Annotated in this window: 20 protein-coding genes and 2 pseudogenes; 9 read left to right on the top strand and 13 right to left on the bottom strand. The window is 63.7% G+C overall.

Features of this window, described 5'->3' with window-relative positions; all coding sequences use genetic code 11:
• The first annotated feature begins 263 nt into the window (after positions 1 to 263).
• Together ACZ1HK_RS04500 and ACZ1HK_RS04495 are read left to right on the top strand one after the other, a co-directional pair.
• The gene (locus tag ACZ1HK_RS04500; protein ID WP_472627642.1) at positions 264 to 1,187 is read left to right on the top strand and encodes a hypothetical protein; all 924 of its coding nucleotides are present in this window, start codon (positions 264 to 266) and stop codon (positions 1,185 to 1,187) included.
• Complete coding sequence (locus tag ACZ1HK_RS04495) at positions 1,180 to 1,611, top strand: cell division protein ZapA (RefSeq protein WP_472627641.1); 432 nt, start codon at positions 1,180 to 1,182, stop codon at positions 1,609 to 1,611. Before ACZ1HK_RS04500 ends, ACZ1HK_RS04495 begins: the two co-directional genes overlap by 8 nt.
• Here the strand turns inward: ACZ1HK_RS04495 and ACZ1HK_RS04490 are convergent.
• Entirely contained in the window at positions 1,608 to 2,276 is a 669-nt protein-coding gene (locus ACZ1HK_RS04490) for an SDR family NAD(P)-dependent oxidoreductase (RefSeq protein ID WP_472627640.1), read from the bottom strand. The two genes, ACZ1HK_RS04495 and ACZ1HK_RS04490, sit on opposite strands and share 4 nt — an antisense overlap.
• A gap of 133 nt (positions 2,277 to 2,409) precedes the next feature.
• Here ACZ1HK_RS04490 and ACZ1HK_RS04485 point away from each other — a divergent pair, with 133 nt between their 5' ends.
• A complete protein-coding gene (locus ACZ1HK_RS04485; protein ID WP_472627639.1) occupies positions 2,410 to 2,979 on the top strand; it encodes a biotin transporter BioY in 570 nt (189 codons plus the stop codon).
• A gap of 94 nt (positions 2,980 to 3,073) precedes the next feature.
• Entirely contained in the window at positions 3,074 to 3,652 is a 579-nt protein-coding gene (locus ACZ1HK_RS04480; protein WP_472627638.1) for a hypothetical protein, read from the top strand.
• On the opposite strand, the gene ACZ1HK_RS04475 is transcribed toward ACZ1HK_RS04480, so the two are convergent.
• Together ACZ1HK_RS04475 and purF are read right to left on the bottom strand one after the other, a co-directional pair.
• Complete coding sequence (locus ACZ1HK_RS04475; RefSeq protein ID WP_472627637.1) at positions 3,653 to 4,156, bottom strand: DUF2199 domain-containing protein; 504 nt, start codon at positions 4,154 to 4,156, stop codon at positions 3,653 to 3,655.
• Between the two features lie 108 nt (positions 4,157 to 4,264).
• The gene (purF, locus tag ACZ1HK_RS04470; protein WP_472627636.1) at positions 4,265 to 5,743 is read right to left on the bottom strand and encodes an amidophosphoribosyltransferase; all 1,479 of its coding nucleotides are present in this window, start codon (positions 5,741 to 5,743) and stop codon (positions 4,265 to 4,267) included.
• A 172-nt stretch (positions 5,744 to 5,915) separates the two neighbouring features.
• Here purF and ACZ1HK_RS04465 point away from each other — a divergent pair, with 172 nt between their 5' ends.
• A complete protein-coding gene (locus tag ACZ1HK_RS04465; RefSeq protein WP_472627635.1) occupies positions 5,916 to 6,371 on the top strand; it encodes a hypothetical protein in 456 nt (151 codons plus the stop codon).
• A 111-nt stretch (positions 6,372 to 6,482) separates the two neighbouring features.
• Here the strand turns inward: ACZ1HK_RS04465 and ACZ1HK_RS04460 are convergent, their stop codons facing one another.
• Both ACZ1HK_RS04460 and radA read right to left on the bottom strand, forming a co-directional pair.
• Complete coding sequence (locus tag ACZ1HK_RS04460) at positions 6,483 to 7,052, bottom strand: CvpA family protein (RefSeq protein WP_472627634.1); 570 nt, start codon at positions 7,050 to 7,052, stop codon at positions 6,483 to 6,485.
• Between the two features lie 29 nt (positions 7,053 to 7,081).
• Positions 7,082 to 8,449 carry a DNA repair protein RadA gene (gene radA / locus ACZ1HK_RS04455; protein WP_472627633.1) on the bottom strand — a complete coding sequence of 456 codons (1,368 nt, stop codon included), beginning with the start codon at positions 8,447 to 8,449 and terminating at the stop codon, positions 7,082 to 7,084.
• 234 nt (positions 8,450 to 8,683) lie between these two features.
• Here radA and ACZ1HK_RS04450 point away from each other — a divergent pair, with 234 nt between their 5' ends.
• From ACZ1HK_RS04450 to ACZ1HK_RS04440, 3 genes are all read left to right on the top strand, one after another.
• The gene (locus ACZ1HK_RS04450) at positions 8,684 to 10,084 is read left to right on the top strand and encodes an autotransporter domain-containing protein (protein ID WP_472627632.1); all 1,401 of its coding nucleotides are present in this window, start codon (positions 8,684 to 8,686) and stop codon (positions 10,082 to 10,084) included.
• A gap of 119 nt (positions 10,085 to 10,203) precedes the next feature.
• Positions 10,204 to 10,686: a hypothetical protein gene (locus ACZ1HK_RS04445; protein ID WP_472627631.1), complete on the top strand. Its 483-nt coding sequence runs from the start codon at positions 10,204 to 10,206 to the stop codon at positions 10,684 to 10,686.
• Positions 10,589 to 11,266, top strand: a complete 678-nt coding sequence (locus ACZ1HK_RS04440; protein WP_472627630.1) for an autotransporter outer membrane beta-barrel domain-containing protein — start codon at positions 10,589 to 10,591, stop codon at positions 11,264 to 11,266. Before ACZ1HK_RS04445 ends, ACZ1HK_RS04440 begins: the two co-directional genes overlap by 98 nt.
• Positions 11,267 to 11,272: 6 nt before the next feature.
• On the opposite strand, the gene ACZ1HK_RS04435 is transcribed toward ACZ1HK_RS04440, so the two are convergent.
• The 8 genes and pseudogenes from ACZ1HK_RS04435 to ACZ1HK_RS04400 form a co-directional block, all read right to left on the bottom strand.
• Complete coding sequence (locus ACZ1HK_RS04435) at positions 11,273 to 11,731, bottom strand: paraquat-inducible protein A (RefSeq protein ID WP_472627629.1); 459 nt, start codon at positions 11,729 to 11,731, stop codon at positions 11,273 to 11,275.
• A 201-nt stretch (positions 11,732 to 11,932) separates the two neighbouring features.
• Complete coding sequence (locus ACZ1HK_RS04430; RefSeq protein WP_472627628.1) at positions 11,933 to 12,313, bottom strand: hypothetical protein; 381 nt, start codon at positions 12,311 to 12,313, stop codon at positions 11,933 to 11,935.
• Positions 12,306 to 12,722 carry a hypothetical protein gene (locus ACZ1HK_RS04425; protein ID WP_472627627.1) on the bottom strand — a complete coding sequence of 139 codons (417 nt, stop codon included), beginning with the start codon at positions 12,720 to 12,722 and terminating at the stop codon, positions 12,306 to 12,308. The genes ACZ1HK_RS04430 and ACZ1HK_RS04425 overlap by 8 nt, the downstream gene beginning before the upstream one ends.
• A gap of 37 nt (positions 12,723 to 12,759) precedes the next feature.
• A complete protein-coding gene (locus ACZ1HK_RS04420) occupies positions 12,760 to 13,074 on the bottom strand; it encodes a hypothetical protein (protein ID WP_472627626.1) in 315 nt (104 codons plus the stop codon).
• Between the two features lie 122 nt (positions 13,075 to 13,196).
• Positions 13,197 to 13,943: pseudogene (locus tag ACZ1HK_RS04415) on the bottom strand (ABC transporter ATP-binding protein).
• Between the two features lie 121 nt (positions 13,944 to 14,064).
• A pseudogene (locus ACZ1HK_RS04410) lies at positions 14,065 to 14,846 on the bottom strand (MlaE family ABC transporter permease).
• Positions 14,843 to 15,871: an alanine racemase gene (gene alr, locus ACZ1HK_RS04405; RefSeq protein ID WP_472627625.1), complete on the bottom strand. Its 1,029-nt coding sequence runs from the start codon at positions 15,869 to 15,871 to the stop codon at positions 14,843 to 14,845. The pseudogene ACZ1HK_RS04410 and the gene alr overlap by 4 nt, the downstream one beginning before the upstream one ends.
• Before the next feature lie 114 nt (positions 15,872 to 15,985).
• Entirely contained in the window at positions 15,986 to 16,414 is a 429-nt protein-coding gene (locus ACZ1HK_RS04400) for a VOC family protein (protein WP_472627624.1), read from the bottom strand.
• 288 nt (positions 16,415 to 16,702) lie between these two features.
• Here ACZ1HK_RS04400 and ACZ1HK_RS04395 point away from each other — a divergent pair, with 288 nt between their 5' ends.
• Positions 16,703 to 18,256 (top strand): bifunctional helix-turn-helix transcriptional regulator/alpha/beta hydrolase, encoded by a 1,554-nt coding sequence (locus tag ACZ1HK_RS04395; RefSeq protein ID WP_472627623.1) that lies wholly within the window; start codon positions 16,703 to 16,705, stop codon positions 18,254 to 18,256.
• Positions 18,257 to 18,315: the final 59 nt, after the last annotated feature.

The following is an 18,315-nucleotide window of genomic DNA, read 5'->3' as shown; positions in this document are numbered from 1 at the left end:
CCGTCCCGCGGGTGATACCATCGCGCGGTCTGAGTGCAAGGCGCAGGAGGCCGCGTTTCGGGCCAAAATCAGCGTATTTTGGGGTCTGATGCGCGGAAAACCTTGCAAACCGGCGCGGTTTGACCCCCAAATGTAGATGTGTCAGAGGCAGGACACGCAATCGGTGCGCATCAGATCGGGACAGGCCCGGCTTGCATCGGGGCAAACCATACCAGACCCGGCGCGGCCAATCATGCGCCCGGCGACGAGGGGCAAAGGCGGCCATGGGCGATAGTGCCGAATTCGAAAAACTCACGGAATTGGAAGCGCGCCTTGCGACGGCGCTGGACCGGATCGCAGCGGGACAGGCCGCGATGGTCAGGGGCAGTGTAGCAGGCGTAACCGACAGCGGTGCCGCAGAGGCCGCCCGCGAAGAGGCCGAGGCGCGTGTCGGCGAATTGTCCGAGCGGGTCAATATGCTGGAAGCGCAGCTGGCCGAGACGCAGGACGCGCTGAGCGAGACAACCGAGGATCTGACCCGCGCGAACGCGGAACGGGATGAGGCGCTGGCGATGGCCACGGCTCCGGTCGATCCGGCGGCGTCCGACACATCCGATCTCGAAGCCCGGCTGGCAGAGGCTGAGGCCGCGCGTGATGCGGCCCAGAGCGCGTTGGCGGAAAAGGAAGCGGAACTCACGGCGCGCGCCGCTGAGCTGGAGGAGAAAGACGCGGCCCTTGCCGAAGCGCAAGCGGCGTTGATCGAAACGCCTGAGCCGACCCCGGACAGCCCCGCCTCCGATGATGATCCGGACGTTGAGGATATGGAGAAAGCGCTGGCCGTGATGACCCGCCGGGTGGAACGTGCGCGCGCTGAACGCGATGAAGCGCGCAAAGCGTGCGACCGTGCCGTCGACCTGGCCGAAGAACTGCGCGAAGCCATGGGCGAGACGCCGGAAGAGCGTGTTCTTGAGCTTCGCCGCCAGCTTCGCCTCATGAAAACCCGGGCCGAGGATCTGGCGGCACAGCTGGCCCTCGCGAACAGTGGGGTTGATCCGTCAGAGGTCGATGCAGGCCTCGTCACCGAACTCGAAGCGCTGCGCCAATTGCGGGCCGCCGACGCGGCGGAACTGGATCGCATCATTGCGGACGTTGAGGCCGGTCAGGCCAGTGCCGGAGCAGGAGCAGGAGCAGGAGGGGCCCATGCCTGAGGTTGAAATTGAAATCGGCGGCCGGGCCTTCAGCGTGGCCTGCCAGGACGGCGAAGAAAGCTATCTGCGCTCGGCGGCCAAGATGCTCGACACAGAAGCGGCGGTTGTCCTTGGTCAGATCGGCCGGATCCCGCCCGAGCGGATGCTTTTGATGGCGGGGCTGATGCTGGCTGACAAGACAGCTGCCCTGGAGGACGAATTGCGGGGCCTGAACGACAAGATTGCCAACCAGGACAAGGCCCTGCGCTCGGCGGAGGAACGTCTGGCCGACCGCGCGCGCCGTATCTCGGAACTGCAAGAAGCCGGGCCGCGCACTGAATTGCCGGACGCGCTGACAGACGGGCTGGCGGAGCTGACGGCGCGGGCCGAAGCAATGGCCGATGCCATGGACGCCGCCGCAAGCGACCCCAACAGCGCCGCCTAGCCGATAAGGGCGGGGGCCAGCAGACGCGCGGCCTCTTCCCTTGGATCCGCCAGTTTCGAACGATCCTCGCCCGGGTAGAACCGGGCGCGTGTGGCCGTGGGCATCGGGTTCGGACGCAATAGGTGCACGTTCAACGGGGCTTTGACCGTCTCGGCCTGCCAACACTGGATCAGGGCGCGCTGCGCGGCTTTCGACATGGCATAGCCGCCAGCAAATTTTTCGTCCCATTGATCGTCGAAGAACACCGCATGCGGGGCGTCGGAGGGCAGGATCAGAGGCTCGACATTGCTGACCAGCCGCGAGAATGCGCGGATATTGGTGCCGACAACCTTGTCGAGGTCCTTGGGTTGGATATGTGGGGCCGGGGTCAGGGCGGTGACATGGATCATCGCGTTCACCCAGATGTCGGCGCGGCCCCAACGGTCGTGGATCGACCGGCACAGATGCGCGATTGCGCCGTCATCGGTCAGATCCATGGGGGCCAGTGTCGCCTGCCCGCCGGTTTCCTTGATGCGGTCGTCCAGCTCTTCCAGCCCGCCGATGGTGCGGGCAACGGCCACGACATGGGCGCCCTGTGCGGCCAGCCATTCGGCAGAGGCGGCGCCAAGCCCGCGGGAGGCTCCGGTGACAAGGGCGATACGATTTTCAAGCGGCTTTTGAGTCATGGCGCGCCCTTAGCCCGCGCACCCGCCCAAGCGCAAGGGGAGCGTGACCCATGTTGACTTCGCCGCGCCGCAGAGGAATACCTTCGTGCAAATGGCGTCCACGCCGACCAGATAGGGACAAGGAGGCACCGACATGGGCCGAGATACGACACTTCTTTCCGCAACGCTTGGGCAGGAGAGCCTGTGGCGCAAGGTTTTCGCGGTTCTTGCCGGCTCTCTTCTGATTGCCGTGGCCGCACAATTCAGCGTGCCGATCGGGCCGGTGCCGCTGTCGCTGCAGACATTGGCGATCCTCACCATCGGGCTGACCTATGGCTCGCGCTTGGGGGCGATCACGCTTTTGGCCTACCTGGCCGAGGGCGCAGCAGGCCTGCCGGTTTTCTCCAACGGGGGCGCGGGCATTGGCTATATGATGGGGCCAACTGGCGGCTTCCTGATCGGGTTCGTTGCGACCGCATGGATTGCGGGTCTGGCAGCAGATCGCGGCTGGACGGCGAATATCGCAAAGACGCTGCCGTTGGCGCTGATCGCTGCGGTCGTTCTGTACATCCCCGGCCTGATCTGGCCGTCGATCACACTCGGCACCGATTGGGCCGCCCTGTGGTCGGGCTGGATGGCGCCGTTCCTTGCGGGTGACGTGATCAAAGCTGTGCTGGCGACGCTGGCCGTCGCGGGCGGTTGGGCTGTGCTGAAGCGCCGCTGAGACGACCTGCAAGCGCGGGTATCCCGCCGTTGAAATTGAACGACCGGCTCTCACCATAGGGCCGGTCGTTTTCTTTGTGTCGGAGCCATAAGCCGTGCGCCTCAAAGCAGTTATCGTCGGTCTCACGCTCGCGCTGAGCCCACCTGCAGAAGCGCAGATGCGCGCAGATGGCAGCACGGAATTGCTCGGCCTTTCGGTGGCGCAGGACGGCGCGCCGGTGGCGCTTGCGCTCGAGGATGGGGCCTATGTTGCAACCCTCAACGCAGCAGCATTCGAATTCACGCTCCCCGATCCGCTGCCAGAGGTGCTTGGCGTAACCTTCGGGGATGAAACGCTGTTTGATCTGCTGGATGCGCCGCCTGAGACCGGTCTTTTCGGTCCGGGAAGCGGCTATGCCAGGGAAGAGGGCTTGGTTGCCGCCCATTTTCTGACCGACCCGCTGTGCGCAAGCCCGCATTACGGCCCTGGGTTCAACTACCTGGACGCCGAGCGGCGGCGCGGAAATGCCTATCCGGTGGCTGCGATCCACGTCGATGCCGCGTCGCGAGGCTGCGAGGCTGAGGGTCGATTGCCTTCAGAAACAAACCTGATCGGCCTCATCGCGCCGATTTATGTCGTAGTGCGTGTGGACGATGTGATGGAACGGCTGATCTTACGGTTCGTATCAGGCTGATCACGCCTTGAGGTGCTGCACAACCTTGCCGCACCCCAGCGCTTCGTACAGCTCAAGGATCTCGCTTGCGCCCATGCCGTTCTGTTGCCCCTGATAGAGAGGGTGCTTTTCATCCGTGATCCAGTAGAGCGGTGTGCGGCCTTCGGAATAGGGCACGAGCACGCCTTTCGTCAGAAGTGGTCCGCTGATCGGGGGCAATTGCGTGTAGAGCCACGAGAATTGGTCACCCATATTCTGCGCATCGCCGCGCTGTTGGGCAGACCGGAAGCGTGCATGGTTGCCGGAGGACAGGCTGCACCAAACGCCAAGGAACACCTCACTCTCGGTGTCCTTCACGGGAATGGGCAGGTAGGCGCGCAACAGGAAATTGCCGTCGCGGCGCGCGTAGTTGTCCGTCAGCATTTCCATGTAACCCAGTTCGAACGTTTCGTCGCCCTTGGGCTCGGGTGGGTTCTTCCAGCCGAACGGCGCATCTGGCCGAAACGCCCCATCAGCGGCACGCACGGTATGGCCATCGATCGCGACTGCAAAAGTCGCGATCCACCAAGCGCCGCGCCAGTTCCGCTTCGGGCAAGGCCGGTGCGGGACGGTCGCGTCGGAAGAGTTTGCGGATCATTCCGCGGCCTCCAGTAGCTGGAATCCTTTCGCAAGCTGGTCGGTCGGCCGCACCGGATAGGCGCCCGAGAAGCAGGCATCGCAATAGGCGGGCTGCGCCGGGTCACGCCCTTCGGCCACGCCAACGGCGCGGTACAGACCATCGAGCGAGATGAACTTGAGGCTATCGACCCCCAGATGATCGCGCATCTCGTCCTCGGACATGGTCGCGGCCAGAAGTTTCTCACGCTGGGGCGTGTCAACGCCATAAAAACAAGGCCATGCGGTCGGCGGTGAGGCGATGCGGAAATGCACTTCGGCCGCGCCAGCATCAAGGATCATCTCCTTGATTTTGCGGCTGGTCGTGCCGCGCACCACGCTGTCATCCACAAGGATCACGCGCTTGCCTCGGATGAGCGCGCGGTTGACGTTCAGCTTCAGGCGCACGCCCATATTGCGGATCTGTTCCGTGGGTTCGATGAAAGTTCGGCCCATGTACTGGTTGCGGATGATCCCCATCGCGTAGGGAATGCCGCTTTCCTGGCTATAGCCGATGGCGGCTGGTGTGCCGCTATCGGGGACGGGGCAGACAAGATCGGCGTCAACCGGCGTTTCTTTGGCCAGTTCCACGCCGATCTGGCGGCGGGTGGTGTAAACAGACTGGCCGCCGATGATGCTGTCGGGGCGGCTGAAATAGACATGCTCGAAGATGCAGAAGCGCGAGGGGCGCTTTTCGAACGGACGGAAGCTTTCGATGCCCTTGTCGGTGATCACGACCATCTCGCCGGGTTCGACATCGCGCAGGTAGTCGGCCCCGATGATGTCGAGGCCGCAGGTCTCGGATGACAGGGCGTACCCATCGCCAAGCTTCCCGATCACCAGTGGACGCACACCAAGCGCGTCGCGGCAGCCGATCAATTTGGTGCGTGTCATGGCCACAACCGAGAACGCGCCTTCCACGCGACGCAGGGCGTCTTTCATCCGCTCGGGGATCGTTTTTTGCAGGCTGCGCGCCATCAGATGAATGATGCATTCGCTGTCGGATGAGCTTTGGAAGATCGAGCCGCGCTCGATCAATTCGCGGCGCAATTCGTCGGCATTTACGATGTTGCCGTTATGGGCAATCGCCGCGCCACCCATTGAAAACTCACCGAAAAACGGCTGCACGTCGCGGATTTGCGTCGCACCTTTGGAGCCAGCAGTGGAATAGCGCACATGCCCGATGCCAAGCGATCCGGGCAGTGTTTCCATGACCTTCTGGCTGGTGAACGTGTCGCGGACGAGGCCGAAACGGTGGGCGGAGTGAAACTGCTTGTCGGCATCGCAGGTGACGATCCCGCCGGCTTCCTGCCCGCGATGCTGCAAGGCGTGCAGGCCAAGCGCCACGAAGTTCGCGGCATCCGTGACGCCAATGACGCCGAAAACTCCGCATTCTTCGCGCAGTTTGTCGTCCTCGTCAGGCTCGAACGGATGGCGGGGAAAAGCTGTCTCGTCCATCGGGCAGAATCTCCGGTGCCGGGGCTTGCCCCTGCATAGTGGGATGGGGCGGCAGTGTCACGAAAGGATCACAATCAAATAAACGCCGATTTGGTAGAGCAATGGACCGGTAGCACAATCTGCGGTAGTCTGACGCACAATTGAGCGGAAAAATGCAGATTGGAACAGGCCCATGCGATTGTTCATTTTCCTGGCAGGTGCGGCCATGGCGTGCAGCTATTTTGTCACCTGGATCGAGCCACCCTTTGCCGGACAAGAGCTTTCGCCGAATGCCCTGATTGGTGACGGCCTGCAGGATATGATCGTCGAAGGCCCCTGGCAGGCATGGGTGTTTTTGGGTGGATTCGCTGCGGCGGGCCTGGCGGCGCTGACGGGATTGTTCGGGCGCGGCTCGGGCCTGTTTTGCCTTTTGGCGGGGCTGTCACCGGTGATCCTGGGCGTTCATTTCTACAGCCGTGCGGACGAGGTTCGCGCAAACCTGGGGCTGCCGTTCGAAATTGATTTCCAGAACGCGGAGCAGGCGTATGAGCTGCTGAGCGACTTCATTCGGGCAGGTCTTTGGATGTATCTGGGCGGCGCCGCCATCCTGCTTTTGGCGGGGCTGGCCATGACCCTAGGGCGGCGGTGAGCGCGACTGAAACTGTGACCAAATGGTCAGATATGTGACCAACTGGACGGGTTAATCGCAAAAAATGCGTCCAAATGGTCAGAGTTTTGTCAGACGTTCCGCAGGTGGGCGTTACTCGGCCGGGGCGGCTTCTTCCTCACCACCGACCAACGCCTCGTACCGATCCTGAATCCAGCTTGGCATGTCGGTTGGGATCTGTGCCTCGATGTCTTCCTGAAGTGTCGCGAAGACGGCGGCGGAGCGGCTGTCGGAAATCGCGGGGATCGGTTCATCCCCCACGATCCGGTCATAGGCGATCAGCGCCACCACGACGAGAAGAACGCCGCGCGCCACGCCGAAGAGGAAGCCGAGGGCGGCATCAATTCCGCCGATGGCTGAGCGTTGGACGACGGATGAGAAGAGCGGCGTGAACAGCGATACGACGACCAGCGCCAGCACGAAGACGATGGCAAAGCTGGCCAGAATGCCCAATTCACGGCTTTCGCCGATGAAATCGCCCAAGTACGGGATCTCCGAGATCAGCGGCAGGGCATTGGGCGCGAAGATGAAGGCCACGAAGGCCGCTGCGATCCAGCCCGCGATCGACATAACCTCGCGCACGAAGCCGCGCGCATAGGCCAAGATGGCCGAAATCACGATCACGCCGCCCACGACGCCGTCGAAAATGGTGAAGCCGTCCATAGCTGCCCTCTACCTCTTCGTGAGTCGCTTCATCCTGCCCCGAACACATCGCCCACAAAAGTGGGGAGGTCCGCCATGGACTGGACGGAAACGCCTGCATTATCCGCAATCCGGCAGCCTGCCGGAGCGATTGCAGAGGAAAAACCAAGTTTCACGGCTTCTTTCAACCGATTTTCGGCCTGAGACACCGGACGGAGCGCGCCAGAGAGCGAAAGTTCCCCAAATACCACGGTCTCGACCGGCAATGCGCTGTCTTCCCGGGCGCTGAGAAGGGCCGCGGCCACGGCGAGATCGGCGGCGGGTTCGGATATCCGCATGCCGCCTGCGATGTTGAGATAGACGTCGAGGCCCTGGAAGGTGATGCCTGCGCGTGCCTCAAGCACCGCCAGGATCATTGACAGGCGCGAGCCGTCCCAGCCCACAACAGCGCGGCGTGGTTGGCTGAGTGAGGAGGGTGCTACGAGTGCCTGGAATTCCACCAGAACCGGCCGCGTGCCTTCGATGCCCGCAAAAACGACGGAGCCGGGAGAGGGCTTTTCACGGTCGCTCAGGAACAGGGCGGAGGGATTGGAGACCTCAGCCAAGCCGCGCCCGGTCATCTCGAACACGCCGATCTCATCCGCTGGGCCGAAGCGGTTCTTCACCGACCGCAGGATGCGGAACTGATGCCCGCGTTCGCCTTCGAAATAGAGGACCGTGTCGACCATGTGTTCGACCACGCGGGGGCCCGCGATCTGGCCTTCCTTGGTGACATGGCCCACCAACATGACGGCGGTGCCGCGCCGCTTGGCGAAGGTCGTCAGCTCATGGGCAGAGGCGCGGACCTGGCTGACGGAGCCGGGCGCGCTGTCGACGGTGTCGAGCCACATGGTCTGGATCGAGTCGATGATGGCCAGATCCGGTTGCTCGGCCTCCAGCGTTGTCAGGATGTCGCGCAGGTTGGTTTCCGCCGCGAGCATCACGGCGCTGTCGCTAAGGCCAAGGCGTTCGGCCCGCATGCGGACCTGTGCGGTGGCTTCTTCGCCCGAGACGTAGATCACTTTCAGGCCCTGACGCGCAAACGCGGCGGCGGCTTGCAAAAGCAGGGTGGATTTGCCGATGCCGGGATCGCCGCCCACCAGTGTGGCAGAGGCTGGGACAAGCCCGCCGCCCAGGACGCGGTCAAGCTCAGCCACGCCTGCGGATTGACGGGGCGGCGGCGTTTCCTTGGTGCGGAGGTCTTTCAGGGCCAGCTTGCGGCCCTTGGCCGAGCCAAGCGCGGCTTTGCCCGGGCCTGCACCCAAAGGCGCTTCTTCGCGGATCGTGTTCCATTCCCCGCATTCATCGCAGCGGCCGGACCATTTCTTGTGGGTCGCGCCACAGGCAGAGCAGGTGAAAGTGGTGACGGGTTTGGCCATGGGGCCGGGTGTAGCGGAGGCGCGCGGGGAGGGGAATAGGCGGCAAACACAAGATATGGCCACAATCGGGCCGTCCACGCGTCACACCTTGTGGCGCGTGCGCAACAATCGGGCTTGGTTAACGCTGCGTTAACCAAGTCTTCCCGCATCGGCGTGACTTTGCCGATACCGTCAAGGGGCAACACCAATGGCGCAACGGATTCGCCGGAAAAGTCGAGAGGCAAGATGACAGGTTTGGGTAAGTGGGCTGCGGTTGTCGGCAGTTGCGTGTTCGTCGCAGGGAGTGCCGGAGCACAATCCTATTCCGGCAGCAATGTGGGCGGGTTGGAATGGGACCGGCCGTTTTCAAACGGCTCGTGTTGTTCCGTGCTCGGTCCGGTGCGCCTGTCGGCTCAGGCCTTTCTCGTTCAGACAGCGGGCCGGTACACCATCAACAGCGTGCAGACCTATGACGGTTTTTTGCACCTGTATCGGGACTCCTTCGACCCGAACACTCAATCCGCCAACTTCGTGCGTGGCAACGACGACGGAACCGGCGGGATCGGCACGTCCGAACTCAACGACGTCACCCTGGATGCCGGGACGCCCTACATCCTGATCACCAGTGCCTTTGCGGCGGGGCAGACGGGCGATTTCACCAACACGATCATCGGGCCCGCGGCGGTTGTTCTTCTGGGGTCGGGCAGTGCGGCGTTCAATCCCGGTGCCGGATTGAACGACGGCTTTGTCGTCGCTGCGGCGGGCACAAGTGGGCGCTTGCTGATCGTTGGGGCCGACGGCGCGGTGCGGGATGCGGGACAGGTTTCGATTGCAGCGCGCAATGGCCGGATCGAGTTGACCCGTGTGGCCGATGGCACCGGTGCGGGCGACGTCACGGTCTCGACCTCGGGCGTGCCGGGGATGATGGGCAACCTTTACACCTGGGCCGAGGTGACCGGGTTCCGGTCCACCGAATTCGGGTCGGGGACTGGCATTCTGGCCGGAAACGGGCTGCAGATCGGCGCGGACCTGGCGATCGGGCCCAATATGGTGGCGGGGCTTTCGCTGGGGTATTCCACGGTCCATGCGTCCGATGCAGGTGCCGAAACCGATGGCACGCTGACCTATGTGCAACCCTATTTCGCCTATCGCTCGGGGCCATGGTCGGGCACGGCCAGCCTTGTCTACGGCGTGGGCGGGTTCGAACAGGCGGGTGGCGTGGACACGGCGGATGTGACCCTTGCAGCGGCGACCTTTGAAGGGGCTTACGATCTGGCCCTGACCGACGCCTTCACGTTAAGCCCGACGGTGGGCCTGATCCACGGCCGGGAAGAGGTTGAGGGGACAGGCGGCGCCTTGGCGGGTATCGACAGCGCGGTGAGCTTCTCGCAAGGATCGCTTGGCGCGCGGCTGACCCATTCGGGTGCGGATGGCACGCTTTTTGCGGGCCTGCATGCCGATTACCTGACGCAGGATCCCGGAAGTGTTCTTGCGGCGGACCTGCTGGCCGAAGATGGCTGGACGGGTCGTGTGGAAGTGGGCGGCGAGATGGCCCTTGGCCACGGCATGGACCTGTCGACCTCGGTCGAATTGTCGGGCATCGGCGGCGACATGCAGACCGTTTCGGGCGGGCTGCGCGTGGCGCTGCGGTTCTAGGCGCGCACCTGTCCGGCGACAGGCTCTGCGACTGGTGGATTTCCTGACCTCGCGGAGAAGGGTGTTATGGGGTTTTCTTTGATCGATCGGGGCGATCACAAAATACCTTGGGGAATATCATGACATCGACAAAGACACTGGCGGCTTTGGCCGTGGTGGGGCTGTGTTTGCCAGCGGGGCAGGCCATGGCGCAGAACACATTGCGCGCCATCCTTCCATCCGGCCCGTCACAGGATGTGCAATTGGGCAATGCTGCCAATACGTTGGGCGCTTTGAATTCGACGCTGCTGCGCGGCGAGCCGCAGCGCGGCGGGGCGGGGGCCGTTGATGTCGCCTCACGCGCGCCGACACTGGGCTTTGGTGGGCTTTTGGCCAGCATGAACGACACGCAGGTGAGCTATTCGAGCCAAGGGTCGGGCGGTGTCGTTCTTGTGCCGTGGGTCGAATTCTCGGGCCTGCGATCGGAGGACAATCTGCGCCGGTATACCGCGACGGTGTTCGAGCTTGGGCCTGGACGGCGAGGTGACGCCGGAGCTGACCCTTGGGGCCTCGGTCGCGTTTGTGCAAAGCGACGCGGACTCGGTTCTCGATTTCTCAAATGACACTGCAGAAGCGACGGGCCAAGTTCTGACCCTGTCCGCGCTTTATGAGCGCGGGGGCTGGCACGCGGATGCGGCATTGCGGTTCGGGCGTTACGACTATGATCAGGTTTTGCTGGGCACCGCAGGCAGCGCGGAGAGCAACGCGACCGTTCTGCGCGTGTCGCTGGGATATGACTTTGAGCTTGGCACCGGCGGGACGATCACGCCGACCCTGGCCTATCTGACGGGCCGGGAGGAGATCACCGGCACAAGCGGTGGTTTGGCTGGCGCGGGCACGCGGGAGGTGACGTTTTCGGAAACCTCGATTGGCGCGGTCTACAGCCATGAGATTTCAGGGATGGGATCGGTTTCCTTCGGGCTGTTCTCGGACAATTTCAATTTGGACGGAGATGCCGGGCCGGTGCTGATCGGCAGCGACCGGGAGGGGCAATCGGGCCGGGTCGAGCTGGGCCTTGATCTGGGGATGAGCGACATGGCGGATGTGTCGGTTGGCGTCAGCTATGGCGGCATCGGGTCCGAGATGGAAACGGTGCAAGGTGCCGTTGGGCGTGTCGTTCCGGTTTTGACGGGCCGGTTCTGAAGCGCCTCAGGCGGCCCGCGCGGCATTGGCGGCGCGGGCGGTCAGCATGGAAATGGCAAGCGAGGCCAGCACGCAGGCGGTAAAGAGCCACAGGCCCCAGGCGGTTTCCACCCGGCCCACGGCCAGGCCCTTGGCGAGCGTAATGTAGACCGCGATCAGGAAGACGTCCGCCATGGCGAGTTTGCCCGCAATCTCCAGCGCGGGCAAAAGGCGCTTGGGCGCTTTGGAGAGCTGAATGAGCGTCAGGCAGATGGTTTTGACCATCGGCGAGACCAGTGCAAAGAGGGCCACAATAGCCACAAGCGCCCACTCGCCATCTTCGGCGAGCGACCCCAGGCCAGACAGGATCGAGATTTCTGACAGGCCGAACAGCGGCAGGAGGCCCGCGCGCATCAGCGGCGCGATCCACGAGACCGGGAACAGGACCAGCAGACAGAGATTGGCGGCAATGAGGGCTTTGTGCATGGCGGGCCTTTGGCGTGTTGGTCTGTGTGATCTTGGGATTTGGGCCGTGCGGCGCAAGGGGGAAGGATGGCTGGCTTTTGTCAAAAGGCGCGGGCGTTGCCCGCATGCGATGCGTTTTGCGTTGGCACGCAGCGGGCGAGGCGTTGCCTCGCATTGGGGCGCTGCCCCAAACCCCGGCATATTTTCAGAACAAAGAGGGGGTCAGAGGATCTGGCGTTGTGCGATGATCAGCGCGGCGAGCAGGAGGGCGGCAGCAGTGCGCGCAATCGTTTGGGGCGGTGTGGGCGGTGGGTCGAGCTCATGGAGCGCCATATGGGTTCCATAGGCCAGGCCTGCGGGGAACAGGAGGGCGATGAAAGCGACCACGGATGGCAGGCCCACGAGCGCGCCGATGAGCACGGTGAGGACCAGCAGGATCATGGCCGGGACGAGGTGGCTGAGGAGGTCGGTCAGGGCTGGGATATGCTGGCGGCGGTCGAGACGGGCGGTGCGGACCAGCCAATGGGCGAAGGCCAGCGCGGCGTAGACCCAGAGCGCGGTGGCGGCGGCTTCGATCAGCGCGATCGGGGAGAGCTCAGCCATAGGCGGCTTCGAGCAGGGCGATGGCGGCGTAGCTGAGCGCGATGGTGGCGAGGCCCGCGCCTGCGAGGAGGCGGTGGGGCCGCGTCGTTGCGCGCCATGCGGCGGCGGCGAATGCGAGGGCGGCGAGGGCGACGAGCCACCAGATCGGCAACAGCTCATTTGGGGAGGTCAGGGCCGGGGGCAGGCCACGGCCTGTGCCGAGAAGCTCAAGCTCGGGGCTGATGCGCATCGGGCCGTCGAAGTAGTCGCTGAAATCCACGGTCGCGTAGGCCCAGAGGGCGGAAAGGGCGCACAGGACCAGTGCGAGGACGATTTGCCGGGCGATCAGGGCGACCGTGGCGTTCGCCATCAGGAGGGCGAGTACGATGAACGGGCTGAGCGCTGCCAGGATGAGGAGGATTACGACCATGCGGGGCTTTGCGGGTAACGGGTGCGGGGCGCGGATATCATCTGGTGAGCATGTCCGGCAGGATCGCGGCGCTGAGCGAGAAGACCAGCAGGGCGGCGCAGGCAAGCGTTGTGATGTCGATCCAGCGGGGGCGGAGGCGGGTTTTCAGGGCCGAGCGGATCCAGGTGACGGCGGCCCAGGCAATGGCGAAGACCCAGAGGAACGACCAGATGCCGGTGACGCGGAAGCTGCCGGGCACAAGTGCGAAGGTTTCAGCCAGTGCGAGGGTCGCGATGAAGGCCAGTTCGATCAGCAGGAGGATATGGAGGGCCCGCAGATCGGGGAAAGCGCTGCAGCTTAAGAACGGCGCCAAGGGCCATCAGGGCGGGGAGAAGCCGCATGGTTGCGGCGCCCACAAGGATCATCGCCCAGGTGAAGGCGCTGAAATTGAGGGGGATATCTTCGGGCGGGATGTTGGCGAGTGGGTCCATGGGGTTAGCGGAGCGTTTCGATCGGGCCGGTGGCAGAGCCGGCGATGAATTGGCGCAGGTGCGGATCCTCGGCCCTGTCGAGGTCGGCGATTGGCCCGTGCCACTGGATATGGCCTGCGTGGAGCATGGCGACGGTGCTGGCGATGGCGCGCACGGATGACATGTCGTGGGTGATAGTGATGGTGGTGGCGCCCATCTCGGACACGATCTCGCGGATACAGGTCATTGATGACGCCGGACATGATCGGGTCGAGCCCGGTTGTGGGTTCATCGAAGAAGATGATCTCAGGGTCGGCGGCGATGGCGCGGGCGAGGCCCGCGCGTTTCTGCATGCCGCCCGATAGCTCGGACGGGTAGAGGTCAGCGGTTTCCGGAGGCAGGCCCACGCGCTGGAGTTTTGTGATGGCGCTCTCGCGCGCCTCGGCCCGGGATTTGCGCCCGGGGCCGCGCAGCAGGCGGAAGGCGACGTTTTGCCAGACGGGCATGGAATCGAACAGGGCCGCGCCCTGGAAGAGCATGCCGAAACTTTCGAGCGCGGTGTCTGAGGCCGGTTTTCCGTCGATCTGCGATGCGTACCCGCATCGGGTTTGATCAGGCCGAGAATGCATTTCAGCAGGACCGATTTGCCGGTGCCCGAGCCACCGATGACAACGAGGCTTTCGCCTTTGGCCACATCCAGGGTGATGCCCTTGAGGACATGCTTGTTGCCGAAGCTCTTGGTCAGGTCTTTGAGGGCGATTTTTGGCGTCATCGGGTTCGCGGGTTGTTGAAAGGCGCGGCTGCGCCGCATTCGATGTGTCTGGTTGGGGGCGTTGCCCCCGTCGCTGGCGCGACTCCCCAAGGTATTTTCGAAACAAGGAAGGGGGAAGGTGTCAGGCGGAAAAGAAGGCCTCCGTCAGCAGGTAATTGGCGGCTAGGATGAGGATGGAGGCGGAGACGACGGCCTGGGTTGTGGCGCGGCCCACGCCGCGCGCGCCGCGGCCCGAGGACATGCCGTGGTAGCAGCCCATCAGGGCGACGATGAAGCCGAAGGCGGCCCCTTTCAGGAGGCCTGAGGTGATGTCCCAGCTCTCCAGGAAGCCGGTGGTGTTGTTGAGATAGGCGGCCTCGTTGAAGCCGAGGCGTGTGGTGGAGACGAGGTAGCCGCCGAAGATGCCGATGCTGTCGCCCACGGCCACGAGGATGGGCAGAGAGAGCGTGGCCGCGATCAGGCGCGGGACGGTGAGGTATTTCATCGGATCAGTGGATAGGGTGCGGAGCGCGTCGATCTGCTCGGTCACTTTCATCGTGGCAATCTCGGCGGCGATGGCCGACGCGACGCGACCTGCGACCATGAGGCCGCCCAGGACGGGGCCGAGTTCGCGGGTGATGCCGATGGCGACGATTTGGGGGACCACGGCCTCGGCATTGAAGCGGGCGCCGCCGGCGTAGATCTGGAGCGCCAGCGCGCCGCCGGTGAAGAGCGCCGTGAGGCCCACGACCGGCAGGGAGAGCCAGCCGATGGTGAGGAATTGCTGCGCAATCTCACGTAGGTAGAGGGGGGCGTGACCAGGTGGCGGAGGGCCGACAGGGCGAAAAGTGTGACCTGGCCGATGGTTGCCAGCAGGCTGAGGATCGTGCGCCCAAGCGCGCCGAAGGGGGCGAGCAGGGTCACGGGGAGACCGTGCGGGTGTAGCGGGGGCCGAGGGAGGTGAGGATCTCATACCCGATGGTGCCCGCGGCCGCGGCCAATTGGTCGACGCTTTGGTGGCGGCCGAGAATGTCGAGTGCCTCTGGCGGTTCGGTGCAGTTGGTGACGTCGATGGTCAGCAGGTCCATGGAAACGCGGCCCACGAGCGGGCAGGGGGTGTCGCCGTGCCAGAGGGTGGCGCGGGAGGACATGGCCCGGATCAGGCCATCTGCATAGCCCGCTGACAGCGTGGCGATCTTGCGCGGGCGGTCGGCGATATAGGTGGCGGAATAGCCGACGGCGGTGCCGGGCGCGATGTCGCGGATCTGGATCACGGGCAGCGAGAGCCGGACAACGGGCGTGGCGTCGGTGAAGGGGAAGCCGCCGTAGAGGCCGATGCCGGGGCGGGTCATGTCGAAGTGATATTCGGCACCCATCAGGGTGCCACCGGTGGCGGCCAGCGATTTTGGGGTGGTGAGGCCGTCGGTCATCGCGCGGAAATTGGCGAGCTGTTGGGCGTTTTGCGCGTGCGGCGGGTCGTCGGCGCAGGCCAGGTGCGACATGATGAGGGTGGCACTTTGCGCGTGGGTGCGGGCGGCTGGCCAATCGCCGGGCTGCAGGCCAAGGCGGCTCATCCCTGCGTCGAGCTGCAGGCCGTAGGGCGCGCCGGGCAGGGCGGTTTGATGGCGCGAGATCTGCTCAGGCGAATTGAGCATTGGCGTGAGCGCGTGATCGCGGATCAGGGCGGTGTCGCCATCCATATGGCCAGAGAAGACGTTGATGACCGGGTTCGGCCCAAGGGCTTGGCGGATCGTGACGCCTTCCTCAGCCGTGGCGACAAAGAAGGTGCGCGCGCCGGCCTGTGCGAGGGTCTTGGCGACAAGCGCACTGCCGAGGCCATAGCCGTCGGCTTTGACGACAGCCGCGGTTTCCGTGGCCGATCGTGCGGCCAGGGCGGTGTAGTTCGCGGTGAGCGCGGAGAGGTCGATATGGAGCGTACCGGAGGCCATGATGCGGGGATGCGTCTTTCCAGGTGGCGGGTCAAGAGAGGGAGGGCGGATCACGCTGGGGCGTGGGGGCTAGGGGATTGATTTCAGGGAATCAGCCATTTCGTGCGTGACGTTTCAGGGTGCCTTTTCGACAAGGGTCCTGTCCAGGACGTGAACGCCTTTCTCCGGGTGGGCCCGGTAGTGGGCAAGACGTGTGGCCATGTCGCCCAGGTGAAGCTCCAGCTTGTGGCCATCTGGATCGAGAAAGTAGAGCGATGCGCCCTCAGATCGGTTTTCCTTCCATAGCGGAGCATGGGATGTGATGCGGGCGGCCAAAGCCTCAAATGCCTCGGGCGCGCAGGACAGGGCGATATGGGTGTCATCGCCGCGCGGTGTCACTGGATCGGCCTGTTCGAGACAGAGCCAAATCGGGCCGAGATCAAGATAGGCGGCGGTTTTGCTGGCCGTGCGCTGCACCGCGCCGAGAGTTTCGGTGTAGAAGGCAAGGGACCGGGCGAGGTCTGAGACGGTCAGGGTGATATGGTTCAAACCGGTGATGGGCATGGCAGAAGGGGAGCCGAGCGTGGCTGCGCCGTCAAGCCGTCCTTTGCGCCACGCGCGAGGGCCGGGCGAAGGGCGGCGATGGCTGCTTGTGAGCCGACTTCATTAACCTTTGCCGGCCGGTCCATATTTTCGGTCCTTATTGTCGCGGGATAGCGCTTTACCAAGCGTCATCCGCGTGCGCCGCGTTGACAGTCCATGGCGCTGCCGTTTACGCAAAATCGTGCGCGGAGAGACGAATTGTCAGACCTAAACAGCGGCCAAACAGAACGCGACCTGGGAGAGGCATTATTGGCATTCTACGAATGCCTGACGGATCCCGCGCGCCTTGAATTGCTGATGGAGATTTTGACCTCCTGGCTGGATGACGATGCGGGTGCAGTTGTTGCGCCAAAACTGGAATTGCACGCGGAACGGGCGTGGCGATTGCTGGGGGATATCGCCGAGACGGACGGTCTTCCCGAAACGGCAGACGCGGCGGCGTTGCTGGTCACTCGCTATGACTCCGCAGAGGCTTTGGAGGCTGCTTTTGCAGACAAGATCGAGCCTGAGGATCAGGCGAAATTGCAGGATTGGGCGGCGGACAAGCCGCAATCAGGCGCGCTGTTGTTGCGATTGATCGAGGCGCATTCGGTTGAATTGATTGTTTTGTCGCACGACGCAAAGACCGGTGAATTTGTTGCGAAACGTGCAGGCCCGGAATTCGATACGCTGGTTTCCAAATTTGTGGCTGACCGTTTCGACCTGACCCATGCCGAATTCGCTTTGGTGCGCGAATTGTTGCTGGGCGGCACTTTGCGTGAAATTGCGGATCGTCTTGGGAAATCCTGGGAGACCATTCGCAGCCAGATCAAATCACTGACCAATAAGCTTGGCGTCAGATCCCAGTCTGACGTGTTGCGGATGCTGAACCAGGCCGCGACGCTGATCCCCGCGCAGCATCAGACGGATGCGGGCGGGCCGGGGCGCGCCGACAGACGCCTGACGCTTCCCAGTGGGCGGACCCTGACCTACGAGGTTGATGGGGCCCCCTCGGACCGGACACTGGTTTACCTGCACGGCATGACGCAGGGCCGCCATTGGCCCGCGAAGGCGCAAGCCCTGGCAGCCAGCCGTGGGTGGCGGGTTGTGCGCATCAGCCGGGCCGGGCGCGGGCCGTCCTCGGTGAATACGAAAGAGGGCGAAGCGCTGTTGCAGGACCATGTCGATGACGTCATGGCGATTGTGAACCATGAAGGGATCAACAGCTTTTCGATGTTCGGGGCCGCAGATGGCTTTTCCGTCGGATATCGGCTGGCCTTGCAGCATCCCGAGCGGGTCCAGATGATCGTGGGTCTGGAGATTATACCGCCCATCCTGTCGCGCGAGGTGACGGCAGGGTTCATCGGCAAGATGAAGACTTTCGGACTGAGTTGTTTGTATGCGCCCAAGACCATCAAGTTCATGTTTGGCCTTGCCATGCAGCGTCTGGAAAAGATGGAAGATCGGCACAGTTCCGTCCACCCGCTTTTGGGCGTGGTCCTTGCCGAGCATGAAGATGCGGACGGCCTGCGCACCGACGATCTGAACCATGCGGATCTGATGGTTCACAAGGCGGAAGGCATGTGGCGAGATGCGACATTCGCCGGGTACGATTGGGCTTTTGCCCCTGAAAACAGCAACTTGCGCCCCCGTGCGGCGCTGATCCATTCGGGGAATTCCCTGAACAAATCGCCCGGCCATTTCGACGAATTTGCCGTGCGGATCGGGGCGCCGATCCTGCGCATTGGCCATTATCTGCCTTATGTCTCCGCGGCGCTGCCGACCGTGCTGGACGCACTGGAGTCCATGGAAAGCCGCGTCTGAGGCGGACTTTTTCTGCCCGCTTCCGCACGATTTCACCCTTTTGGGTGATTGTCAGAGAC

The sequence above is a fragment of the Gymnodinialimonas sp. JB5-7 genome, from assembly GCF_055693405.1.
This window is presented reverse-complemented; position numbering and strand designations above follow the sequence as displayed.

What these genes read in the sequence shown, in the direction of transcription:
- ACZ1HK_RS04500 (WP_472627642.1), top strand. Translation starts at nt 264, where the DNA reads ATGGGCGATAGTGCCGAATTCGAAAAACTCACGGAATTGGAAGCGCGC.
- ACZ1HK_RS04495 (WP_472627641.1), top strand. Translation starts at nt 1,180, where the DNA reads ATGCCTGAGGTTGAAATTGAAATCGGCGGCCGGGCCTTCAGCGTGGCC.
- ACZ1HK_RS04490 (WP_472627640.1), bottom strand. Translation starts at nt 2,276, where the DNA reads ATGACTCAAAAGCCGCTTGAAAATCGTATCGCCCTTGTCACCGGAGCC.
- ACZ1HK_RS04485 (WP_472627639.1), top strand. Translation starts at nt 2,410, where the DNA reads ATGGGCCGAGATACGACACTTCTTTCCGCAACGCTTGGGCAGGAGAGC.
- purF (WP_472627636.1), bottom strand. Translation starts at nt 5,743, where the DNA reads ATGGACGAGACAGCTTTTCCCCGCCATCCGTTCGAGCCTGACGAGGAC.
- ACZ1HK_RS04465 (WP_472627635.1), top strand. Translation starts at nt 5,916, where the DNA reads ATGCGATTGTTCATTTTCCTGGCAGGTGCGGCCATGGCGTGCAGCTAT.
- ACZ1HK_RS04460 (WP_472627634.1), bottom strand. Translation starts at nt 7,052, where the DNA reads ATGGACGGCTTCACCATTTTCGACGGCGTCGTGGGCGGCGTGATCGTG.
- radA (WP_472627633.1), bottom strand. Translation starts at nt 8,449, where the DNA reads ATGGCCAAACCCGTCACCACTTTCACCTGCTCTGCCTGTGGCGCGACC.
- ACZ1HK_RS04445 (WP_472627631.1), top strand. Translation starts at nt 10,204, where the DNA reads ATGACATCGACAAAGACACTGGCGGCTTTGGCCGTGGTGGGGCTGTGT.
- ACZ1HK_RS04435 (WP_472627629.1), bottom strand. Translation starts at nt 11,731, where the DNA reads ATGCACAAAGCCCTCATTGCCGCCAATCTCTGTCTGCTGGTCCTGTTC.
- ACZ1HK_RS04430 (WP_472627628.1), bottom strand. Translation starts at nt 12,313, where the DNA reads ATGGCTGAGCTCTCCCCGATCGCGCTGATCGAAGCCGCCGCCACCGCG.
- ACZ1HK_RS04425 (WP_472627627.1), bottom strand. Translation starts at nt 12,722, where the DNA reads ATGGTCGTAATCCTCCTCATCCTGGCAGCGCTCAGCCCGTTCATCGTA.
- alr (WP_472627625.1), bottom strand. Translation starts at nt 15,871, where the DNA reads ATGGCCTCCGGTACGCTCCATATCGACCTCTCCGCGCTCACCGCGAAC.
- ACZ1HK_RS04400 (WP_472627624.1), bottom strand. Translation starts at nt 16,414, where the DNA reads ATGCCCATCACCGGTTTGAACCATATCACCCTGACCGTCTCAGACCTC.